The sequence below is a fragment of the Lentzea sp. DG1S-22 genome (assembly GCF_036321065.1).
GTDB classification, from domain to species: domain Bacteria; phylum Actinomycetota; class Actinomycetes; order Mycobacteriales; family Pseudonocardiaceae; genus Lentzea; species Lentzea jiangxiensis.
Map to the genome: position 1 here is coordinate 8,272,865 of NZ_CP143276.1, position 19,630 is coordinate 8,292,494.

Here is a 19,630-nt window from a genome sequence, read left to right on the forward strand (position 1 = left end):
GGACGATTAGCTCAGCGGGAGAGCACTACCTTGACACGGTAGGGGTCACTGGTTCAATCCCAGTATCGTCCACTCGGATCACCCAGCGGGGCCCGGTGCACATCGCACCGGGCCCCGCTGGCGTTCCCGGGGCCTGCCGGCGGGCGCCTCGGCCTCAAGATCAGCCGATTTGGAACTTCCGGGGACCGTCGGATAAAGTTCCTCTCGCGCCGCGGGAAACCGGGGAGCAAAGCGGATGTAGCGCAGTTGGTAGCGCATCACCTTGCCAAGGTGAGGGTCGCGAGTTCGAGTCTCGTCATCCGCTCGGACGATTAGCTCAGCGGGAGAGCACTACCTTGACACGGTAGGGGTCACTGGTTCAATCCCAGTATCGTCCACTCAGCACCGAAGAAGCCCCCTGGTCGAACTCGATCGGGGGGCTTCTCGCTGTTCCGGGCTCGTGAGGTCGTCCGCCCGGTTTTTGTCCAATTTTTGGTCGCAACGGCCGAAAATGCCCACTTTTTTGTCTTTTATCGACCGGTGCGCCGCATCTAACGTTGTTCCTCGTGTCCGGCTACGAGTTCGATTTCTTCATCAGCTACAGCCGTCAGGGCAACGTCCAGAAATGGCTGTTGAACCACTTCTACAACAAGCTGAAGGACTGCCTCGCCGACGAGTGCGCACCGACGCCGAAGATCTACATGGACCGCCACATGCCCAAAGCGGTGCAGTGGGCGCACAACCTGCAGACCTCGCTGCGGCGCAGCAAGATCATGATCCAGGTCATGACACCGCACTACTTCACGTCGGGCTGGTGCATGGCGGAGCTGTACAGCATGCGGGCTCGGGAGGAGATGCTGGGCTTTGCCACCGCCGAGATCCCCCAGGGATTGATCTATCCCATCCTCTTCTCTGATTCGGAGAACTTCCCGGAGGAGGAACGGATGCGCAGCTATCACGACTTCAAGGAATTCGCGCATCCCGATCCGGTGTACCAGCAGACCGTCCACTACTTCCAGTTTCACCAGGAAGTGAAGCGGCTGGCCCGGGATCTGGTGGAACTGGTCAACCAGGTTCCCGACTGGCAGCCCGACTGGCCGATCGTCGAGCTCCCCGACCCGATCGTCACTCCGCGACCGCCTTTGCCGAGGTTCAAGCCATGTCCGGAACCGTGATCACGTTCTACTCCTACAAGGGCGGCGTCGGGCGCAGCTTTACCTTGGCCAACACGGCGGTGCTGCTCGCCCGCTGGGGTTATCGGGTGCTCGCCGTCGACTGGGACCTGGAAGCGCCCGGTCTTCACCTCTACTTCCGCCCCCACCTCTCCCACATGCCGGACAGCGGTGTGGTGGATCTCGCTTACGACTTCCTCCAAAAGGTTGAAGTGCCTCCGGCACACACGGTTCGTGTGGACGTCGAGGGTGGCGTGCTCGACCTGATGGCAGCGGGCAAGGTGGTGGGGAACAAGCTCGACGCTGCCTACACGTACCGGATGCAGGAGATCGACTGGGAGGAGCTCTACGAACAGGGCTTCGCCGAATACCTCGAGGACCGCCGCGAGGAATGGATTGCCAAGTACGACTTCGTGCTGATCGACAGCCGTACCGGCGTCTCGGACATCGCCGGCATCTGCGCCGCGCAACTGCCGGACCGGTTGGTGGTGGTGTTCACCGCCAACGAGCAGAACCTCAACGAGGTCGTGGACATCGTCCACCTCGCGGATCAGGCGCGGGACCGCTTGCCCTACGACCGGCCACGTCATCAGGTGATGCCGGTGCTATCTCGGCTCGACAACCGCATGGAGTACGAGCGGGCCGAGGAATGGCAGCAGAAGTGCGTCGGCGTCGTTGCGCCGTTGTTCAGCAACTGGCTGGTCAAGGGCGTTACTCCGGAACAGATGGTGCGACATCTGACGGTGCCGTACATCTCGTACTGGAGCTTCGGCGAACTGCTGCCGGTGCTGGCCGAGCGACCTCCGTCCTCGGACCAGATTTCGTTCGCTCTGGAAACCGTCGCCGCGGTGATCGCCCAGGAGTTCGACCGGACCGACCTCCTGGCTGACAACCGCGACGCCTACGTGGCGGCGGCCCGCTCGCGACACCGCCGCAAGTTCGACTGGGACCTTCTGGTGTCCAGTCCGCGGACGCTCTGGCGCACTGGGACGGAGCTCATCACCGAACTGCGGTTGCTCGGGGTGACAGCCGACAGGTCGGTGTCGGGAGACCCTGAATTCCTCGATCAGACGGACGATCCCGCCGAGCACCTCTGCCTCGTGGTCGACGGTGCGCTGAGCCGGTGGCAGTTGACCGAGGCGGAACGTTTCATGCGACGCACCCTCGGACCGGACGGGTCTCAGCGGCAGATGTTCTGCTTGCTCACCCGGGGCACGGACCGTGAGCTGCTCCCCGGCTTCCTGCGCAGCTTGCGGCACTTGGAGTTCGACCCGGCCGGGCGGCCCGCGCAGGTGGCGCGTGAACTGCACGACCTCATCAAGGCGGCTCCCGCGCCCGAGACCGAGCCGGATCTCGAAGCGCTGCGCATCGCGGAGGCCGCCCTGCGCGAGCTGCCGGACCAACTTTCCTACGAGGCACGGCTCGCACTGCTCGGGGAGACGGTGGGCGGGATGACGAGCGCCCTCGACGACGGGGACATGGACCTCCTCCGCGACCGGTCGGCGGACCTGATGCTGCTCAGCAAGAGCCGGAGCAACAGGACCGGCGTGCCGGTGCCGGGGCGGTTGCGCGCAGAGGTGGGCGCACTGCTCACCCGCATCGATCGACGAATCAACGCGTTCACGGACTGAAAGGCGGCGTGATGCCGGAGACGTACAGCCCTCAGGCACGAGCGGCACTGATGCAGCTCATGCTGGAAGACCGCGCCATCCCGCACAAGGAGTTGACCGACCGGTTCAAGATCAAGCTGCCGCCGAAGGTGCGCGGCCCGCTGAACGACGACGACCTGATGTCGACCTCGAAGGAGGCCGGCAGGCTTGTGCACGAGATCACCGACAAGGGTGTCGAGTGGTGCATGAAGGATCTCGTCCGCGGTGATGCGCCCACCCATGCCGGACCGCTGGCTCGGGCGCACACCGAGATGCTCCGCCGAGTCATCGGGTTTCTCCACCGCCGCGGCCTGCTCGTCGAGGCGGTCCGCTCTGAGGACCTGGAGTCGCTGATCCGAGCGGTCTACGGCGACCTGGCCAGCGCGCCGGAGGAGTGGATCCGCCTGGCCCGCATCCGCCCCCGGTTGAACGGAGCCGAGAAGAGCCAGGTGGACGAGGTGCTGCTGGAGATGTTGAAGACCGGGACCGTCCACCTGGCACCGGACTCGAACACGAAGATGCTCAGCGCGGACGACCGCGCCGCCGCGGTGCGGATCGGCGGTGAGGACTTGCACCTCATCGCGATCGAGGAATCGTCATGACTGCGCAACTGCGGGAAGCGCTCGCCGCGTTGCGCTTCAACTCCGCCGAGACACCGGATGACGTCTGGCAAACCTCGCCTTCGCACGTCGACGGTCTGCACCCCAGGGCGGAGCACCGCATCAGGACTGGCATCGCGGACGCCAAGGCGAGCACCGGGCCGAGCCCGATCGGACTTGCGCTGCAGGGACGCAAGGGCATCGGCAAGACCCACCTTCTCGGTTCGGTACGTCGAGTCGTGCAGCGAGAAGGGGGCTACTTCTTCCTGATCGAGCTCACGTCCGGCCAGATGTTCTGGGACGATGTCGCGGACGCGATGCGCAGCGAACTGCTCAGGGCCAACGATGACGGTGTATTCCAGCTGACGGTGCTGTTGAAGCAGCTATGCGAACGAGCCGCCTCGTCGGTAGAGGTCACGCGCGCGGTTCTGGGTGAGGCTCCGCTGATCCCGGACGATCTTCGTGCGCTGCTCAACGGACTGCGCCAGGTGGACGGACGGATCGCCGTCGAGTGCGGTGACACGATCAAAGCTCTCGTGCTCTACGCCTCCGAACACGCGGACATCGGCCGTTCCTACCTCGAGGGCCTCGACGAGTTGCAGGACGAGCGCCGCCACTGGGGCCTCCCGGTCAAGCCGAAGCGTCCGCAGACGCTCGTGCGGGACATCTCGCGCATCCTCGCGATGACGGGGCCGTGCGTGATCGCGGTCGACCAGCTGGACACACTGGTGAACAAGAGCCAGGACGCCTTCGACGACGACACGTCAAACAGCGAGTTGACGCAGGAGATCGCACTCATCTCGGACGGGTTGATGCAGCTCCGCGAGACCACGAGGCGAACGTTGACGATCGTGGCCTGCCTGCCGAACACGTGGGTGAAACTCGGATCGATCGCGAGCGACACCGTGGGTGACCGCTTCTCCACCACCCCGATCCTCTCCGCGATCATGGACGGCGGGATCGCACGCACGCTCGTGGAGAAGTGGCTGGGGACGATCTACCAGCGCAAGGGGATCATTCCACCGCATCCGACCTGGCCCGTTGCCGCGGAAGCGTTCGATTCCTGGCAGCCGATGACTCCACGCGAGCTGCTCAAGCGGATCCACGCACATGCCGAGAGCTGCTTCCACGGTGAGATCAGGGAACTGCGGTCGTTCGACGAGAAGCAGCAGCCTCGTGAGGAAGCGGTGCAGAGCGTCCCCGCGGTGACCGCGGAGCAGGAGTTCGACGACCTTGCCGAGCTCGACGCCGAGTTCGCGCGGCTGCGCGCGGAGGCGGGCCTCGCGGCCGCCGACGTCAAGCCGCACAACGAGGACGAGGTCATGCCGGCACTGCTGCTGGCAGGCTTGAGGTCCTGGGTCACCGAGATCGGCAACGACGACCTCACCTGGCACCCGGAACCCCAGCTGGACGACAACAGCCTGCACGCCGGACTCCGCCACACCGTGGACGAGGAAAAGGACGTCGAGGAACGCTGGGTGTTCCGTCTTATCGCCAGCAGCCACGGCAACCGCGTGCTGCGCAGGCTCCGGGACGCCCGTGCCGCGGCGGAGAACGTGCGGGGCCGCCACTTGATCCTCATCCGCAACGGCGCCAAGGGGTGGACCGGCGCGAAGACCCGCGGCGAGGTCGCGGAGTTCGAACGCAGCGGCGGCAGGAGCATCGACGTCTCCGATGACGACCTACGCACCTTCGGCGCGCTCAAAGAGATGTGGTCCACCCAGAGCTACCAGCTGTTCGCGTGGCTCGCCGCACGCAAACCCGCCAGCAGCACCACGTTCCTGCGGCAAATCATGCCCGATCCGACGCGCACCACCCCGAGGGGAGGACGGCAGGAGACGCGTCCTCCGCCGCGGCGGAAGCTTGAACCGCCCCGACGAGGGCCAGAACCGAACCCTGTGCAGATGCCGGAACCGCCTTCGCTGCCTGAGGTGCCGCAGCCGCATCAGGGAAGACAGCGGCAGGGCGCGCAAGAGGGCGAGATCGTGCTCGGGATGGACGGGGAGATCCGGATCGCGCTGGAGTCGTTGCGCAAGCACGCGATCGTCTTCGCCGGGTCGGGTAGCGGCAAGACCGTGTTGCTGCGCCGGATCGTCGAAGAGTGTGCGTTGCAAGGGGTTTCGGCGATCGTGCTGGATCCCAACAACGACCTGGCGCGGCTCGGGGACGCCTGGCCCGAGCCGCCGGGGGAGTGGCGGCCGGGTGATCGGGAGGCGGCTGCCGAGTACTTGGCCGGCACCGAGGTCGTCGTGTGGACGCCCGGGAGGGCCGGTGGGCGGCCGCTGGTGTTCCACCCGTTGCCCGATTTCGCCGAGGTGCGGGGGGACGAGGACGAGTTCGTCGCCGCCGTCGAGGCCGCGGTCGCCCGGCTGGTGCCCCATGCGCGGATTGCCAACGAGACGAAGTTCGCCGTGAGAGGGCGGGCTGTGCTCAAGGAGGCGCTGAAGCACTATGCGCACAGCGATCGGCGAGATCTCGGTGGGTTCGTCGATCTGCTGGCCGAGTTGCCGGAGGGGGTCAGCGGGTTGAACTCGGCGGCGGCCACGGCCGCGGATCTCGCCGAGACGCTGCGGGCGGCCATGGTCAACGACCCGTTGCTCGGCGGGCAGGGCGAGCCGACCGATCCCGGTGTGCTGCTCCAGCCGTCCGCGGGGAAGAAGGCGCGGATCTCGGTGATCAACTTCATCGGGTTGCCGTCGGACGAGCAGCGGCAGGGGTTCATCAGCCAGTTGCAGCTGGAGGTGTTCGCCTGGATCAAGCGGAACCCGGCGGTGGATCGGCCGCTCGGCGGGCTGATGGTGATGGACGAGGCTCAGACGATCGCTCCGTCCGGAGGGGTCACGGCCAGCACCCAGACGACGATCCTGCTGGCCTCGCAGGCTCGGAAGTACGGGCTCGGGTTGGTGCTCGCCACGCAGGCGCCCAAGGGTGTGCACAACCAGATCACCGGCAACGCCACCACGCAGTTCTTCGGGCGGTTGAACAGTCCCGCGCAGATCGCGGCGGCGACGGAGATGGCTCGTGCCAAGGGGAGCTCGGTCGCGGACATCTCGCGGCTGCAACGCGGGCAGTTCTACGTCACCGGGGACACCTTCGGCTTCCGGCGGATGCTGGCGCCGATGTGCCTGAGCCACCACCCTCCGAGTCCGCTGCGGCTGGAGGAAGTGGTCGAACGGGCCAAGCAGTGAGAAAGGGCGGTGCCCCCCGAAGGGGACACCGCCCTTTTCGCGTCACGCGGTCGCGGTCAGCATGTCCTCGATGCGGTGCCACAGCGTGGAGAACTGGTCGGTCGCGCCGCCGATGACGACGAAGTTCACGATGTCGTCGTTGACGCCGTCGTTGCGCACCTCCACGGCGTAGACCGCGTCCTCCGCGCGCTCGACGCGCACCGCGACCGTGGTGTCGCCGAGGTGCATCGTGCCGGCGAGGCCGCGCTTGGCGAGTGCCGGCGACGCGGCGGCGAACTGCTCGGCCAGGGTGCGCAGGGGGTTGTTGTCCTGAACAGCGACCTCGGGTTCCGGCTCCGGCTGCTTGAGCGCGGTCACGAGGTCGGCGACGGGAACCCGGCCACGTCCTGCGGTCTCGGCGGCCTCGACGCGCGCGACCAGGGTGTCGACGAGGTGCTCGTCCGCGCGCAGGTGTGCTGAGGACGTGGCGTTCTCGCCGGTCAGCACCGGCAGCACGTGCTCGTCGTTCGTCCTCACCTCGTCCTCACCGGACACGAACGGCACGAGGAAGCGCACCTCCGCCTCGGGGAGGTCGTTGCTCTCCAGCACGGTCAGGCCGCGCTGGCGGCACGCCTCGACCACCTCGTCCACCACGGCGCGCTGTTCCTCGGTGAACGACACGGCGATGTCGTAGCTCGCGGATTCGGTCACTCCAACCTCCCTGTTGCGACTCCCCGGCCGGCGGCCGGGTGCGCGCAGCATCCACGTCCGGTGTTGACCAGAAGTGGATGAGGAGTGGACGTGTTGACCACCGCGGTGGGCAACGGGAAACACCTGGTTACGCGCTTTTCGAAGACGAATGCTCGAAGGGAGCCCGCCGGAGAGCGGGCGAAATCCGAAAAACAAATCCGATCCCTTCGGAGGATTCGCCATGTCCAAAATCATGTCCACTTTCGCTGCGGGTGCCGCCACTCTGCTGACCGCGATCGCGGTCGCCGCTTCCGTTTCCGGCGGTGTCGTTGCGAACGCCGACGACACCCCGCCGCCGCCTCCCACCACGACCACGACCACGGAAAACCAGCAGGGCGGCGGCAACCCGTGGCACGGGTGAGCTAGCCGCGAATGCGCGCCCCGGCCATTTCTCGGAAACGGCCGGGGCGATTGCGGTGCAACGGTTGGTGGTGGTGTACTCGGATCACGCCGGAGCGGGAGGCAAATCGTGGCCGAAACTTTTGGTGAGTTGCTGCGCGCACATCGCGTCGCGGCAGGACTGTCGATGGGACAGCTGGCCAAGCTGATCCACTACAGCAAGGGTTATCTCAGCAAGATCGAGAACGATCTCAAACCGCCGACACCCACGGTGGCCCGGCTCTGCGACGGCGTGCTGGACGTCGGTGGCCGGTTGGTCGAGGCGGCCATGCACATCGGACCGTCCTCCCGCGACAGCCAGGCGCTCGGTCGGCGCCAGGTGCTCGTGGCCGGAACGATGCTCGGCGTCGGCGCGCTCACCGGCAGCGGACGGCGGCCGGTTCCGGACGAGCACGTGATCGCCGGCATGCGCTCCTCGTTCGAACAGCTGAGAGGACTCGGTCTGCGCACCAGTCCCCAGGTGGTCCTCGAACCGTTGCAAGCGCTGCAGCACACGGTGCACGGCATGGCCAGGGAGAACACCGGCCCGGTGGGCATCCGGCTGCTCCGGCTCGCCGCGCGCATCGCCGAGTACACCGGCTGGATGTGCCAGGAGGCGGGCGACGAGCAGGGGGCGCTGTGGTGGACCAGGCACTCCTCCGAGCTCGCGCGCGCGGCGGGCGACGCGGACATCGCGAGCTACGCGTTCGTGCGGGAAGCGGGTCTCGCGCTCTACCGCCAGGACGCGGCCGCCACGGTCAACCTCGCCCAGCAGGCGCAGTGGATCGGACAGGCGGGTTCTCGCGTCCTCGCCCTGGCCGCACGGCGTGAGGCGCAGGGACACGCGCTCGCGGGAGACCGCGGTGCCGCGGAACGGGCTTTCGACCTCGCCGCACAGCGGATGGAGTCCCTTCCGCCCGACAGCCCCTACCCCGCGCTCGGGTCGAGCGCCCCGGATCCGCTGGAACTGGCCAGGGGCTGGTCGCTCGCCGATCTCGGACGCAACGCTCGAGCAGCCGAGGTGCTGGACGGGCAACTCGCCCTGGTGCCGGCCACGTCACGCCGCAGCCGGGCCCGGTTCGGCACCCGGCGGTCGCTCGCCCACGCGTTGTCGGGCGAGGTCGACGAGAGCTGCCGGACGCTCGCGCAGACGCTGGACGACGTGGCGCACGTCGACTCCGCGACGGTCCGCACGGACCTGCGCCAGCTCGCCAGAACCCTGGGCAGGTGGCACAACCACGGTGCGGTGCGCGAGGTCTACCCCGACCTGAAGCGGCTGCTGGCTCACCGCTGACCGCACGCGCAGGTCAGCACCGCACGCTCGAGCCGCACCTCGTCGGCTTCGGGCTGGTCGAGTTCGCGGTACACGGCCTCCGCCGCGTCCCAGTGCGGCACAGCGTCCGCGTGCCTGCCCAGGGCGTGCATCGTGCGTGCGGCACCGATCTCACCGTACGACTCGTGCGTGCGGTTGCCGGTGCCGCCGGCCACGTCCAGCAACGACTGGTAGAGCCGCAACGCCGCACGCAGGTCACCGCGGTCGGTCTCCGTGGCGGCCCGGTCGCGGAAGAGCCTCGCCTGGAGTTCCGCGTCCGCCAGCCCGGTGGCCGCCCTCGCCGCCAGGTCGTGGTGGTGCACCGCTTCGGGAATCCTGCCCGCGAGCCGGTGCGCGTCGGCGATGTTGGTCAACGCGTAGGCCGCCACGCAGGAATCACCGAGCTCGAGCGCGATCTCGTGCGCCTCCAGGTGGTCGGGGATGGCCTCGTCGATCATCCCGAGGTGCTGCCGGTTCGCGCCGAGGTTGTTGAGCGCGTGAGCGAGTCCCTGCAGGTGCCCGATCTCCCGCAGGATCCGGGCGGAGGCTTCGTGCTGCCGCACGGCGACGGCATACCTGCCGTGCTGCTCGTTGAGGTAGCCGAGCAGGCTCAGCGCGTGGCCTTGGCCGCGCAGGTCCCCGACCTGCTCGTACTTCGTCAACGCCGCCTCGTAGTGGCGTGCCGCTTCGCCGTGCGCCCCGAGTTGCATCGTGGACACGGCGATCGCGCACAGGGCCGCGGCTTCGCCGGGGACATCGCCCAGGCGGGTGAAGAGCGCCAACGCCTGTTCTGCCAGGTCGAGTGCCTCGGCGTGCCGGCCGCGCCGGTCGTTCGCGGTGGAGAGCCGGGACAGCAGGTGCGCTCGGCCGAAGTCGTCGTCCACCCGCACGGACTTCACGGCGTCGATCCAGTCGTCGAACCGGTTCGCGGTGTTGAAGTGCCGCCAGATCAACGCCGCCAGCCGCCACGCGTGGTCCGGCTCGGCCTGCCGGATGGCGGCCATCAGGTTGTCGCGCTCGGCTGTGATCCACGCCAGCGCCGGGTCCTGGCTGGTGAACGTGCGGCTGAGCGGGCTCTCACGGTCCACCGGTGGGTGGACGGTGCGGTCGAACGGGTAGGCGACGCTCACCGCGTTCGCCAGCGTCACCAGGTAGAAGTCCAGCAGACGCGTGACCGCGTCCAAGTCCCGCGGTTCGAGAGCGGTGTACTCCTTGATGGAGTTGAGCATCTGGTAGCGGTCCGGTGCGACCTCTTCGAGCAGGCAGACCTCGTGCAGGTCGTCGAGGAGTTTGCGCGCGGTGGCGACGTCGCTTCCGATGAGCGCCGCCGCGCCGACGACGTCGACGTCAGGTCCCGGCAGGTGCCCGAACAACCGGAAGACCCGTTGCTGGTGGACGTCGAGCTCGCGGTAGGAGGCGTGGATGGCCGCTCCGTCCTCCCGCCACGCCCCGCTGTCGTCCATCCGGCCGAGCAGGTGGTCGAGCGACCACCGGTCGTGCTTGCGCAGCAACGCCGCCGCGATGGTGATCGACACCGGGAGGTACCCGCAGCGCTTGACCAGTCCCGCGACGTCCGCCGTCCTGCCGCGCACGCGGGCCTGCCCGGTGAGCCGCTGGAACAGTGCCGACGCGTCGGCGGGTGGCATCGGCGCGAGCCGGACGTGCTCGGTGATGTCCGGCTCGCCCATCCTCCTGCTCGTCACGACGGCGAAGCAGTCGGGGGTCTCCGGCAGCAACGGCCGGACCTGGTCCGGAGACGCCGCGTTGTCCAGCACCACCAGCGTTTTCGTGCCGTAGAGGCGGGTTTGGTAGAGCGTCGCCTTGCGGCCCACCGTGTCCGGGATCTGCTCGGCGGGCACGCCCAGCTCGGTGAGCAGCTGGGTCAGGGCGTCCGACACGGACATCGGCGCCACGTTCGGCGTGAAACCGTTGAGCCGCACCATGAGCTGGCCGTCCGGGAACCGGTGGCGCAGGCGGTGTGCGGCCTCCACGGCCAGACCGGTCTTGCCGGTGCCGTGGGCACCGCTGATCCACACCGCGCGGCGTTCGTCGGAGCCGGCGGCGGCCGCCTCGACCTTGGCGAGTTCCTCGGAACGGCCGGTGAACCCGCCGGGACGTGACGGCAGCGAGCTGACCGGTTCACCGCGCCGCGCGCGTTCCGCGAGGTTGCGCAGCACCGTTCCGGGCTCGATGCCGGACTCGGCCAGAGCTTGGGCCGCGGTGTCGAACGCCCTGATCGCGCCGGCCTGGTCGCCATCCGCGATCAACGCCCGCATCAGGAACTCCGCGTACTTCTGGTTGTCCGGAGAGGTGCGGACCGCGCGACGCATCCGGTCCCTGGCCGACCTGTGGTCGCCCGTGACCAGCTCCAGTTCCGCCAGGTCGCCCAGCGCGTCGTGATAGGTCTCGTCGGGGATGAAGACGTCGGCGCCGCCGACCCTGTCGATGTCGATGTCCTCCAGGAACCGGCCGCGCCACAGCGCCACCGCCTCGCGCAGCCGATCGATGGCTTTGCGCTGGTCGTTGTCCTGCTGGGCTTGGGCGGCCTCCCCACGCAGCCGGTCGAAGCGGACGATGTCGATGTCGTCTTCCTCGACGCGCAGCACGTACCCGGTCGCCGTCGTCTCGATCGAGGTGCCGGTCGGCTCGAACGCCTTGCGCAACTTGTTGATGTAGCCGCGGACCAGCGTTCTGCGTTCCGGCTGGTCCGGCCACACCACCTCGGTGATCCGTTCCGCTGACACGGGTTTGTTCGCGTTCAGCAGGAGCACGACGAGGATGAACCGTTGCTGCAGGTCACCCAGGGGCACGGAGGTCTCCCCGTGCCACGCTTCCAGCGGACCCAGCATCCGGAACTCCACGCGTCCTCCTAGGTGTCCGAGCCTCCATCCGGATGGAATGTCGTACATGGCGCCGTTGGTGTGTCAGCGAATCAGCTTTTTGTCCACGTTTGATCAACGCGATCCGGTAACGGTGGCTCCCGTGGCGGTCGGGTGCTGAGGGGGAGACGGATGGTTCCGGACGTGTTGCCGTGCTACCTGGTGTGCGACGTGTCGTTGTCGATGAGCGGCCACATCGACGAGGTGAACGCGGGTGTGCGCGAGTTCCGCGGTGTGGTGCACGCGGATCGGCGGCCGGCCGCGCAGGTTCGGCTCTGCGTGGTCGTCTTCGCGGAGAGCCCGGCGGTCGTGCGGCCGTTGCGGCCCGCGCTCGACCCGGCCGCGGTGATCAGGCCGCGCCTGGAACCCGGCTCCGACTTCGGCTCCGCGTTCACCTTCGTGCGCACCACGATCGAGAGCGATGTCGAAGGCCTGAAGGCGCAGCGCATCCCGGTCCGCCGTCCGGTCCTCTTCTTCGTCTCCGACGGCAGGGCGACCGACCAGGCGTGGCCCGCCGCGCTGGCACGTCTCACCGCCACGACGTCGTGTCCCGAGATGGTCGCGTTCGGGGTCGGGGCCGTCGACCAGAGGGCGCTCGACCGCATCGGCACGTCGCGGGTCTTCCTGGGCCGGGACGGCGTGCGCCTGGGGGTCGCGCTCGCCTCGTCGGTGGCGCGGACCGCGCTGAGACCGGAGCACGTGTGACCGATCCACGGCGTGTCCACTTCTCGTCCACATGCCCGCCGCAACCTTCCTGCGCCGCACGTGAGCGAGCGAGGGAGGAGACCGCGAGATGACGACGGACCTGGTCCGGGAACTGAAGACCCTCCGAAAGGGACGGGGCGTGCACACGGGACGGATCGTGGACAAGATCGGCGCCGGGATCGCCGTCGCCTGCGGGATCACGAGGGCCGACGGGCCGGGAGCCGCCCGGCAGAAGCTGGTCGTGAGGCTCACCGAGCTGGTCGAGCAGCTCCCGGAGGACCTCCAGCTCGCGGCGCGGGCCGCGTTCGGCCTCATCCCCGAGGTCCGGCACCCGCTCTACCAGGAGAGGGTCAGCTGGGTCGCGGCGGAGATCGACCGCGACTCCCGCACGGTCCGCCGCCGCGTCGACGAGGCGGTCGAGCAGCTCGCCGAGCTGGCGGCCACGACCACCAGCCGGGTGGACGGCGGCTGGCACACCGCGGAGCTCAGCGTCGCCGTGGTGCTGGACCAGGGGCAGCCGGAGGTGCTGGAGCGCCACCAGGTCGTGGTCGACCAGGACGGGGTGGACTCGCTGGATTTCACGTCGGTGTTCCCGGTGCGCCGGCGGGACGTCGACGTGCATCTGCTGTACGGAGGGACGTTGGAGAACCGCGTGGACCGTCCGGGTTTCACGCTCGTCCCGGCCGAGCCGCTGAGGCGCGGTGACACCCACGACTTCACCGTCCGCTACCGGTTGCCGAACCGCGAGGCCATGCACCCGTGTGTGCTGCACGTGCCCGAACGGCCCTGCGAGCTGTTCGACCTGCGGGTGAGGTTCGAACACGACCGCAGGCGGTTCGTGCGGACGTTCGACGGCGTGCTGCAGCGCTCCGACGTGGAGCCTGCCGGGATGCAGCAGGCTGTGGACCGGGCGGGGGAGGTCCACCTGAGGTTCCGGCGGCTGCTGCCCGGCCTGCTCTACGGCGTGAGGTGGGGAGGGTCGGCCGTCTGCTCGGCACGGCGGGCGTCATGACCTGCGGGGCTCGTACCAGGTCTCGCCCGCCGGCTCGCCCGCCATGTTCCACGCCCAGGCCCGCGTCGGCGTGATCCGGCAGTAGAGGCCGGGCCCGACGAGCCCCACCCGCTCGACCGGGTCGTCCGCCGTGCCGTAGACGCGGATCGCGCGGGCCACGAAGGGGGTGAGCGACGGCAGGTCGTCGATCACCAGCGACACCTTGCGGCGGCCCGCGGTGATGTTGCGGAACTTGCGGGTGCGCAGGACCTGCTCGCCCGCGCCGCCGACCCAGAAGTGGGTGCCGTCGTACTCGAACGCCACGGGCACGACGTCGGGCTGGCCGTCCTCGTCGACCGTGGCGAGGCGGGCCAGGGGCTGGGAGCGCAGGTAGGCAAGCTCTTCGTAGGTGAACATGCCGTCTATACGAACAGCCGCCCGCGGATTCGACCAGGGATGCTGGTGTGGTGCGCCCACTTGTCCTGCTCGACGTCGACGGCCCGCTCAACCCCTGGGCGGGTAGTCCGAAGCCGGCGAACTACCGGCCGTTCGACATCAAGGTCGGGTGGCGGCGCAGGTTGCGCGTCTGGCTCGATCCCGGGCACGGTGAGCAGCTGAGACTCCTGGCGGAGGAGACCGGTGCCGAGCTGGCCTGGGCGTCGAGCTGGCTGCACCGCGCGAACGCCGAGATCGGGCCGCGGCTGGGGTTGCCGCCGCTCGAGGTGGTCGAGTTCCACGACGCGCACGGCTGGAAGTACCCCGCTGTCGCCCGGTACGCCTACGAACGGCCGCTCGTCTGGTTCGACGACGACTTCGGGCTGCACCCGGCGCGCCGGGAGGAGTTCGTCCACAAGCGACGGCACCTGACCACCGCGCTCATCCACGTCGATCCGAGGACCGGGATCTCGGCGCGGCACCTGGACGAGGCCCGGGAAGCATTCAGCCGCAACCCTTAGGGCACCGAGAATTCACGGTTGGAGTCGAGAAGGTCTCAACCGGCGCGGCTGGCTTGACAACGAAAGCGATGCGCGCGAATCCTCCGCCTGTGCTGAAGCGAGGGAACGTCACCACGAAACTCATCGGTGTCGGCGCGTTGGTGCTGGCAGTGGCCGCCTGCGGTGCCCCGCCCGCCAAGGAGGCGCAGACCGGCGCCGCCGGGACGGCCAAGTCCGCGAGCGAGTTCGGCGGTGTGGACAAGCTGGTCGAGGCCGCCAAGAAGGAGGGCAAGCTCAACGTCATCGCGCTGCCCCCGGACTGGGCGAACTACGGCAAGATCATCGAGGCGTTCGAGGCCAAGTACGGGATCGAGGTCGACTCCGCGCAGCCCGACGCGTCGAGCCAGGAGGAGATCAACGCCGCCAAGCAGCTCAAGGGCAACGACCGCGCGCCGGACGTGTTCGACCTCGGGCTGAACGTGGCGCTGGCCAACAAGGACCTGTTCGCCCCCTACAAGGTCAGCACGTGGGACGACATCCCCGCGGAGCTCAAGGACGCGGACGGCCTGTACTACGGCGACTACGGCGGCTTCATGTCGATCGGCTACGACGCCGCGAAGGTGCCGGCGCCGACCAGCGTGAAGGACCTGCTCAAGCCCGAGTACAAGGGCAAGGTCGCGCTCAACGGCAACCCGACGGAGGCCGGTGCGGCGTTCGCGGGCGTGGTCATGGCCTCGCTCGGCAACGGTGGTTCCGCCGACGACATCGCGCCCGGTGTCGAGTTCTTCAAGCAGCTCAAGCAGGCCGGCAACTTCCAGCCGGTCGACCCGTCGCCCGCGACGATCGAGTCCGGCCAGACGCCGGTCGTCATCGACTGGGACTACACCAACGCCGCCCAGACCGACAAGCTCAAGGGCAAGCTCGACTGGAAGGTCGTCGTCCCGGCCGAGGCGCAGATCGGCGGCTACTACAACCAGGCCGTCAACAAGGACGCGCCGCACCCCGCGGCCGCGCGCCTGTGGCAGGAGTTCCTCTACTCCGACGAGGGTCAGAACCTGTACCTGCAGGGCATGTCCCGCCCGGTGCGCCTCGACAAGATGGGCGACAAGGCGGACAAGGCGGCGAAGGACAAGCTGCCGAAGACCGACGGCAAGCAGGTGTTCCAGACGCAGGCCCAAGCCGACAAGGCCAAGGCCGTCCTGACCGCGACCTGGGCGCAGGCCATCGGATGACCTCGGTCGCTCCAGTAGCGACGACGCCCGGCGGTTCCACCGAGGTCAAGGGTGGGGCCGCCGGTCGGCCGTCTGCGGCCGCCTGGCTCGTCGCGGTGCCGTTCCTCGCGTTCGCCGGCACCTTCCTCGTCTACCCGACGGTCCTCGTGCTGGCCGGGGCGTTCCAGGACTCGAACGGCGCGTTCACCCTCGCCAACCTCGAGACCCTGTTCACGGGCGTCGTCTTCGACGCCTTCGTGCGCAGCATCGAGCTCTCCGCGCTCACGGCGCTGATCGGCGCGGTCTTCGGCGCGCTGCTCACGTGGGCCATCGCGGTCGGCAACCCCGACGGCATGCTGCGCCGGGTCGTCGTCGCGGGCAGCGGTGTGCTCGCCCAGTTCGGTGGCGTGCCGCTGGCCTTCGCGTTCCTCGCGACGGTCGGCTTCGAAGGTCTCGTCACGAAGTTCCTGCGCGACAACGCCGGCATCGACCTGTTCGCGAGCAGCGCGTGGTTGTTCGAGCTGCCCGGCCTGACGCTCGTCTACACGTTCTTCCAGATCCCGTTGATGGTCATCGTGTTCCTGCCGGCGCTGGACGGGCTGCGGCCGCAGTGGCGCGAGGCGAACGCGAGCCTCGGCGGCACGAGCTGGACCTACTGGCGCCACGTCGGCGGACCGATCCTCACGCCGCCGTTCCTCGGTGCGCTGCTGTTGTTGTTCGCCAACGCCTTCAGCGCCTACGCCACGGCCGCCGCCCTCGTCTCGCAGGGCAGCCCGATCGTGCCGCTGCAGATCCGCGGCTTCCTCACCGGCGAGGTCGTGCTGGGGCAGGAGAACCTCGGCAAGGCGCTGGGCCTCGGCATGGTGGTCGTCGTCAGCATCGCGATGGGCGTCAACGTGCTGCTGCAGCGAAGGGTGGCCAAGTGGGTTCGCTAGTCAGGCAACGCGTCCTGCGCACGGTCGTCCTGCTGGTCCTCGGCGTCTACTTCGTCCTGCCGCTGATCGCGATGGCGGAGTTCTCGACGCGCGGCAGGAACGAGACCCGCAGCCTCGAGTCGTGGACGTCGATCGTCGACGACGAAGGCCTCATGGAGGCGCTCGTCAACTCGCTGCTGCTGTCGGTCACGAGCGCGGTGCTGATGCTGGTGCTGCTCGTGCCGACGATGGCGTGGATCCGGTTGCGGCTCCCGAAGTTGCAGCGGCTCGTGGAGTTCCTGTGCCTGCTGCCGCTCGCGATCCCCGCGATCGTGCTCGTGGTCGGCATGGCGCCGCTCTACGCGTGGGTGAACTACTTCCTCGGCGACTCGGCGCTGACGCTCACGTTCGCGTACACGATCCTCGTCCTGCCGTTCGCGTACCGCGCGATCGACGCCGGACTCGCCGCGATCGACCTGAAGACGCTCGCCGAAGCAGCGCGCAGCCTCGGGGCGTCGTGGCTCACGGTGCTGTGGAAGGTCGTGGTGCCGAACATCCGCGTGGCACTCATCGGTGCTTCGCTGCTGAGCGTGGCGTTGGTGCTCGGGGAGTTCACCATCGCGTCGCTGCTCAACTTCGACACGCTGCAGGTCCAGGTCAACCTGCTCGGCAAGCGCAACGCGGGCGTCTCGATCGCGGTGTCGCTGCTGTGCCTGGTATTCGCGTTCGTCCTCCTGTTCGCACTCTCCTATGTCGGCCAGCGGCGCCGTCAGACCGTGGTCGAGGAGTAACAACACATGGGTCATCTGGAACTCAAGGGGCTGCGCAAGTCCTTCGGCGGCAACATCGCGCTGGACGGGCTCGACCTCGACCTGGCGGAGGGCGAGCTCGTCAGCCTGCTCGGGCCGTCGGGCTGCGGCAAGACGACGGCGCTGCGCATCGTCGCGGGCTTCGAGACCGCCGACTCCGGCACGGTCGCGGTGGGCGGCAGGGACATCACGAAGGTCCCGGCCAACAAGCGGGACATGGGCATGGTCTTCCAGGCCTACAGCCTCTTCCCGAACATGACGGCGGCGCAGAACGTCGCGTTCGGCCTCAAGATGCGCAAGGCCGACACGAAGCGCACGGGAGAACTGCTCGAACTCGTCGGCCTCTCCCACCTCGGCGGCCGGTACCCGCACCAGATGTCGGGCGGTCAGCAGCAACGCATCGCACTGGCGCGCGCACTCGCGATCCAGCCGCGCGTGCTGCTGCTCGACGAGCCCCTGTCCGCGCTGGACGCCAAGGTGCGCGTGGCGCTGCGGGACGAGATCCGCCGCATCCAGACCGAGCTGGGCATGACGACGTTGTTCGTCACGCACGACCAGGAGGAGGCGCTCGCCGTCTCGGACCGGGTCGGCGTCATGTCGCACGGCAGGCTGGAGCAGCTCGACACCCCGTCCGCGGTCTACCGGCAGCCGGCGACGGCGTTCGTGGCGCAGTTCGTCGGCGTCACGAACTCGGTGGAGGCCAGGGCGGAGGGCCAGACCGTCGTCATCAACGGCGTCACGGTGCCCGCCGAGCACGACCAGCCGTCCGGCAGCGACGTCCGCGTCATCGTGCGGCCGGAGGACATCGGGGTGTCCGGGCACGACGGGGACGCCGGTGGCAAGATCGTGGGCGACGTGCTGACCCAGTCGTTCCTCGGGCCGGTCACGCGGATCTCGGTCAGGGTCGGCGACCAGGTGCTGCGCGTCGACCAGCCGTCCAACGCCGCCTCCGCGTACCAGCCGGGCACGCGGGTCGCACTGGACCTCAGCGAGTCGAGGATCATGGTGGTGCCGGGATGATCAGGAAGCTCCTCGCGCGCGACACGGCGGAGACCCACCGGGTCGCGACGCCGTTGGAGCTGCTGTTCGACCTGAGCTTCGTGGTGGCGGTCGCCCAGGCCGCCGCCTCGCTGCACCACGCCGTCACCGAGGACCACGCCGGTGCCGGGCTGATGGCGTTCTGCATGGCGTTCTTCGTCCTCTGGCTGCCGTGGCTCAACTTCACGTGGTTCTCCAGCGCGTTCGACAACGACGACACGCTGTACCGGATCCTCACGATGGTCCAGATCGCCGGCGTGCTCGTGGTCGCGTCGGGCATCCCGGCCGTCTTCGAACGCCAGGACTACCGCATCGTCGTCGGCGGCTACGTCGTCATCCGGCTCGCGATGGTCGCGCACTGGCTGCGGGCGTCGCGGGACAACCCGGAGCACAGGACCTGCACCCGCCGGTACGCCGGTGGCATCGCCTTCATGCAGGTCGTCTGGGTGTTGTGGGTGCTGGTCGTGCCGCCCGCCCTGCAGATCCCGCTGTGGGTGCTCTTCATGATCGGTGAGCTGCTGGTGCCGGCCTGGGCCGAGCGGTCGGGCGCGACGACGTGGCACCCGCACCACATCGCCGAACGGCACGGCCTGTTCACCCTGATCGTGCTCGGCGAGTCGATCCTCGCGGCGACGCTCGCGTTCCAGAAGGGCTTCGACACCGGCGTCAACCTGATCTCGCTCGCCGCGGCGTCGCTCGTCATCGTCTTCTCGGTGTGGTGGATCTACTTCGAGGCGCCGACCCACCTGCACAACCTGAGGAAGGCGTTCCTCTGGGGCTACGCGCACCTCTTCATCCTCGGCTCGATCGCGGCGCTCGGCGCGGGCCTCGCCGCGTCGGTGGACCACGACCTGCACCTCTCGCACGCGCCGGGGACGACGGTCGCGGCGTTCACGACGGTGCCGCTGGCGGTGTTCTTCCTGTTCGTCTGGTACGTGCAGGACTGCCCCGGGCAGGACGGCCCGCGCAGGTACCTGCTGCCGCTCGGGGCGGTGGCGGTGCTGGCGGCGACGTTCGGGCCGGCGCCGATCCACGTGACGGCGGGGATCGTGCTGGTGCTGGTCGTCGCGACCCGGCTGGTGCGGGGAGCGCCTCAGCGCGTCGAGGTCTGAGGCAGTTCCGCGTCTTCTCCTCGTTCCGGC

At 68.6% G+C, this 19,630-nt stretch carries 17 protein-coding genes and 3 tRNA genes; 17 read left to right on the forward strand and 3 right to left on the reverse strand.

Going from position 1 to position 19,630, the window contains the following annotated elements; translation table 11 throughout:
• From V1227_RS39460 to V1227_RS39490, 7 genes are all read left to right on the forward strand, one after another.
• Positions 1–72: transfer RNA gene (locus tag V1227_RS39460), tRNA-Val, on the forward strand.
• A gap of 159 nt (positions 73–231) precedes the next feature.
• Positions 232–304, forward strand: a tRNA-Gly gene (locus V1227_RS39465).
• Position 305: 1 nt separating this feature from the next.
• A tRNA-Val gene (locus V1227_RS39470) sits at positions 306–377 on the forward strand.
• 168 nt (positions 378–545) lie between these two features.
• A complete protein-coding gene (locus V1227_RS39475; protein ID WP_329790168.1) occupies positions 546–1,154 on the forward strand; it encodes a TIR domain-containing protein in 609 nt (202 codons plus the stop codon).
• Positions 1,139–2,782 carry a KGGVGR-motif variant AAA ATPase gene (locus V1227_RS39480; protein ID WP_329790169.1) on the forward strand — a complete coding sequence of 548 codons (1,644 nt, stop codon included), beginning with the start codon at positions 1,139–1,141 and terminating at the stop codon, positions 2,780–2,782. Before V1227_RS39475 ends, V1227_RS39480 begins: the two co-directional genes overlap by 16 nt.
• Before the next feature lie 50 nt (positions 2,783–2,832).
• Positions 2,833–3,402 (forward strand): hypothetical protein, encoded by a 570-nt coding sequence (locus V1227_RS39485; protein WP_329790170.1) that lies wholly within the window; start codon positions 2,833–2,835, stop codon positions 3,400–3,402.
• On the forward strand, positions 3,399–6,587 hold the full coding sequence (locus V1227_RS39490) for an ATP-binding protein (protein WP_329790171.1): 3,189 nt from the start codon (positions 3,399–3,401) through the stop codon (positions 6,585–6,587). Before V1227_RS39485 ends, V1227_RS39490 begins: the two co-directional genes overlap by 4 nt.
• A 42-nt stretch (positions 6,588–6,629) precedes the next feature.
• On the opposite strand, the gene V1227_RS39495 is transcribed toward V1227_RS39490, so the two are convergent.
• Complete coding sequence (locus V1227_RS39495; protein WP_329790172.1) at positions 6,630–7,277, reverse strand: hypothetical protein; 648 nt, start codon at positions 7,275–7,277, stop codon at positions 6,630–6,632.
• 220 nt (positions 7,278–7,497) lie between these two features.
• On the opposite strand from V1227_RS39495, the gene V1227_RS39500 reads away from it, so the two are divergent.
• Positions 7,498–7,677: a hypothetical protein gene (locus V1227_RS39500; RefSeq protein WP_329790173.1), complete on the forward strand. Its 180-nt coding sequence runs from the start codon at positions 7,498–7,500 to the stop codon at positions 7,675–7,677.
• 108 nt (positions 7,678–7,785) lie between these two features.
• On the forward strand, positions 7,786–8,988 hold the full coding sequence (locus V1227_RS39505; protein ID WP_329790174.1) for a helix-turn-helix domain-containing protein: 1,203 nt from the start codon (positions 7,786–7,788) through the stop codon (positions 8,986–8,988).
• Here V1227_RS39505 and V1227_RS39510 read toward each other — a convergent pair.
• Positions 8,979–11,867, reverse strand: coding sequence for an AfsR/SARP family transcriptional regulator (locus tag V1227_RS39510; protein ID WP_329790175.1), 2,889 nt, complete (start codon positions 11,865–11,867; stop codon positions 8,979–8,981). The genes V1227_RS39505 and V1227_RS39510 overlap by 10 nt on opposite strands.
• Before the next feature lie 150 nt (positions 11,868–12,017).
• Here V1227_RS39510 and V1227_RS39515 point away from each other — a divergent pair, with 150 nt between their 5' ends.
• Positions 12,018–12,590, forward strand: coding sequence for a vWA domain-containing protein (locus V1227_RS39515; protein ID WP_329790176.1), 573 nt, complete (start codon positions 12,018–12,020; stop codon positions 12,588–12,590).
• An 88-nt stretch (positions 12,591–12,678) separates the two neighbouring features.
• Positions 12,679–13,602, forward strand: coding sequence for a hypothetical protein (locus V1227_RS39520; protein ID WP_329790177.1), 924 nt, complete (start codon positions 12,679–12,681; stop codon positions 13,600–13,602).
• On the opposite strand, the gene V1227_RS39525 is transcribed toward V1227_RS39520, so the two are convergent.
• The gene (locus tag V1227_RS39525; RefSeq protein ID WP_329790178.1) at positions 13,597–13,998 is read right to left on the reverse strand and encodes a PPOX class F420-dependent oxidoreductase; all 402 of its coding nucleotides are present in this window, start codon (positions 13,996–13,998) and stop codon (positions 13,597–13,599) included. The genes V1227_RS39520 and V1227_RS39525 overlap by 6 nt on opposite strands.
• A 50-nt stretch (positions 13,999–14,048) precedes the next feature.
• On the opposite strand from V1227_RS39525, the gene V1227_RS39530 reads away from it, so the two are divergent.
• The 6 genes from V1227_RS39530 to V1227_RS39555 all read left to right on the forward strand — a co-directional run bounded on the left by V1227_RS39530 (position 14,049) and on the right by V1227_RS39555 (position 19,600).
• Complete coding sequence (locus V1227_RS39530) at positions 14,049–14,537, forward strand: HAD domain-containing protein (RefSeq protein WP_329790179.1); 489 nt, start codon at positions 14,049–14,051, stop codon at positions 14,535–14,537.
• 89 nt (positions 14,538–14,626) lie between these two features.
• Positions 14,627–15,748, forward strand: a complete 1,122-nt coding sequence (locus tag V1227_RS39535) for an ABC transporter substrate-binding protein (protein WP_329790180.1) — start codon at positions 14,627–14,629, stop codon at positions 15,746–15,748.
• Positions 15,745–16,662: an ABC transporter permease gene (locus V1227_RS39540; protein WP_329790181.1), complete on the forward strand. Its 918-nt coding sequence runs from the start codon at positions 15,745–15,747 to the stop codon at positions 16,660–16,662. The genes V1227_RS39535 and V1227_RS39540 overlap by 4 nt, the downstream gene beginning before the upstream one ends.
• The gene (locus V1227_RS39545) at positions 16,650–17,432 is read left to right on the forward strand and encodes an ABC transporter permease (RefSeq protein WP_329790182.1); all 783 of its coding nucleotides are present in this window, start codon (positions 16,650–16,652) and stop codon (positions 17,430–17,432) included. Before V1227_RS39540 ends, V1227_RS39545 begins: the two co-directional genes overlap by 13 nt.
• 6 nt (positions 17,433–17,438) lie before the next feature.
• Positions 17,439–18,470: an ABC transporter ATP-binding protein gene (locus tag V1227_RS39550; RefSeq protein ID WP_329790183.1), complete on the forward strand. Its 1,032-nt coding sequence runs from the start codon at positions 17,439–17,441 to the stop codon at positions 18,468–18,470.
• The gene (locus V1227_RS39555) at positions 18,467–19,600 is read left to right on the forward strand and encodes a low temperature requirement protein A (protein WP_329790184.1); all 1,134 of its coding nucleotides are present in this window, start codon (positions 18,467–18,469) and stop codon (positions 19,598–19,600) included. The genes V1227_RS39550 and V1227_RS39555 overlap by 4 nt, the downstream gene beginning before the upstream one ends.
• Positions 19,601–19,630 lie beyond the last annotated feature (30 nt).

Coding starts and splice junctions, on each gene's coding strand:
- V1227_RS39500 (WP_329790173.1), top strand. CDS start 7,498: ATGTCCAAAATCATGTCCACTTTCGCTGCGGGTGCCGCCACTCTGCTG.
- V1227_RS39520 (WP_329790177.1), top strand. CDS start 12,679: ATGACGACGGACCTGGTCCGGGAACTGAAGACCCTCCGAAAGGGACGG.
- V1227_RS39515 (WP_329790176.1), top strand. CDS start 12,018: ATGGTTCCGGACGTGTTGCCGTGCTACCTGGTGTGCGACGTGTCGTTG.
- V1227_RS39540 (WP_329790181.1), top strand. CDS start 15,745: ATGACCTCGGTCGCTCCAGTAGCGACGACGCCCGGCGGTTCCACCGAG.
- V1227_RS39480 (WP_329790169.1), top strand. CDS start 1,139: ATGTCCGGAACCGTGATCACGTTCTACTCCTACAAGGGCGGCGTCGGG.
- V1227_RS39485 (WP_329790170.1), top strand. CDS start 2,833: ATGCAGCTCATGCTGGAAGACCGCGCCATCCCGCACAAGGAGTTGACC.
- V1227_RS39490 (WP_329790171.1), top strand. CDS start 3,399: ATGACTGCGCAACTGCGGGAAGCGCTCGCCGCGTTGCGCTTCAACTCC.
- V1227_RS39550 (WP_329790183.1), top strand. CDS start 17,439: ATGGGTCATCTGGAACTCAAGGGGCTGCGCAAGTCCTTCGGCGGCAAC.
- V1227_RS39525 (WP_329790178.1), bottom strand. CDS start 13,998: ATGTTCACCTACGAAGAGCTTGCCTACCTGCGCTCCCAGCCCCTGGCC.
- V1227_RS39555 (WP_329790184.1), top strand. CDS start 18,467: ATGATCAGGAAGCTCCTCGCGCGCGACACGGCGGAGACCCACCGGGTC.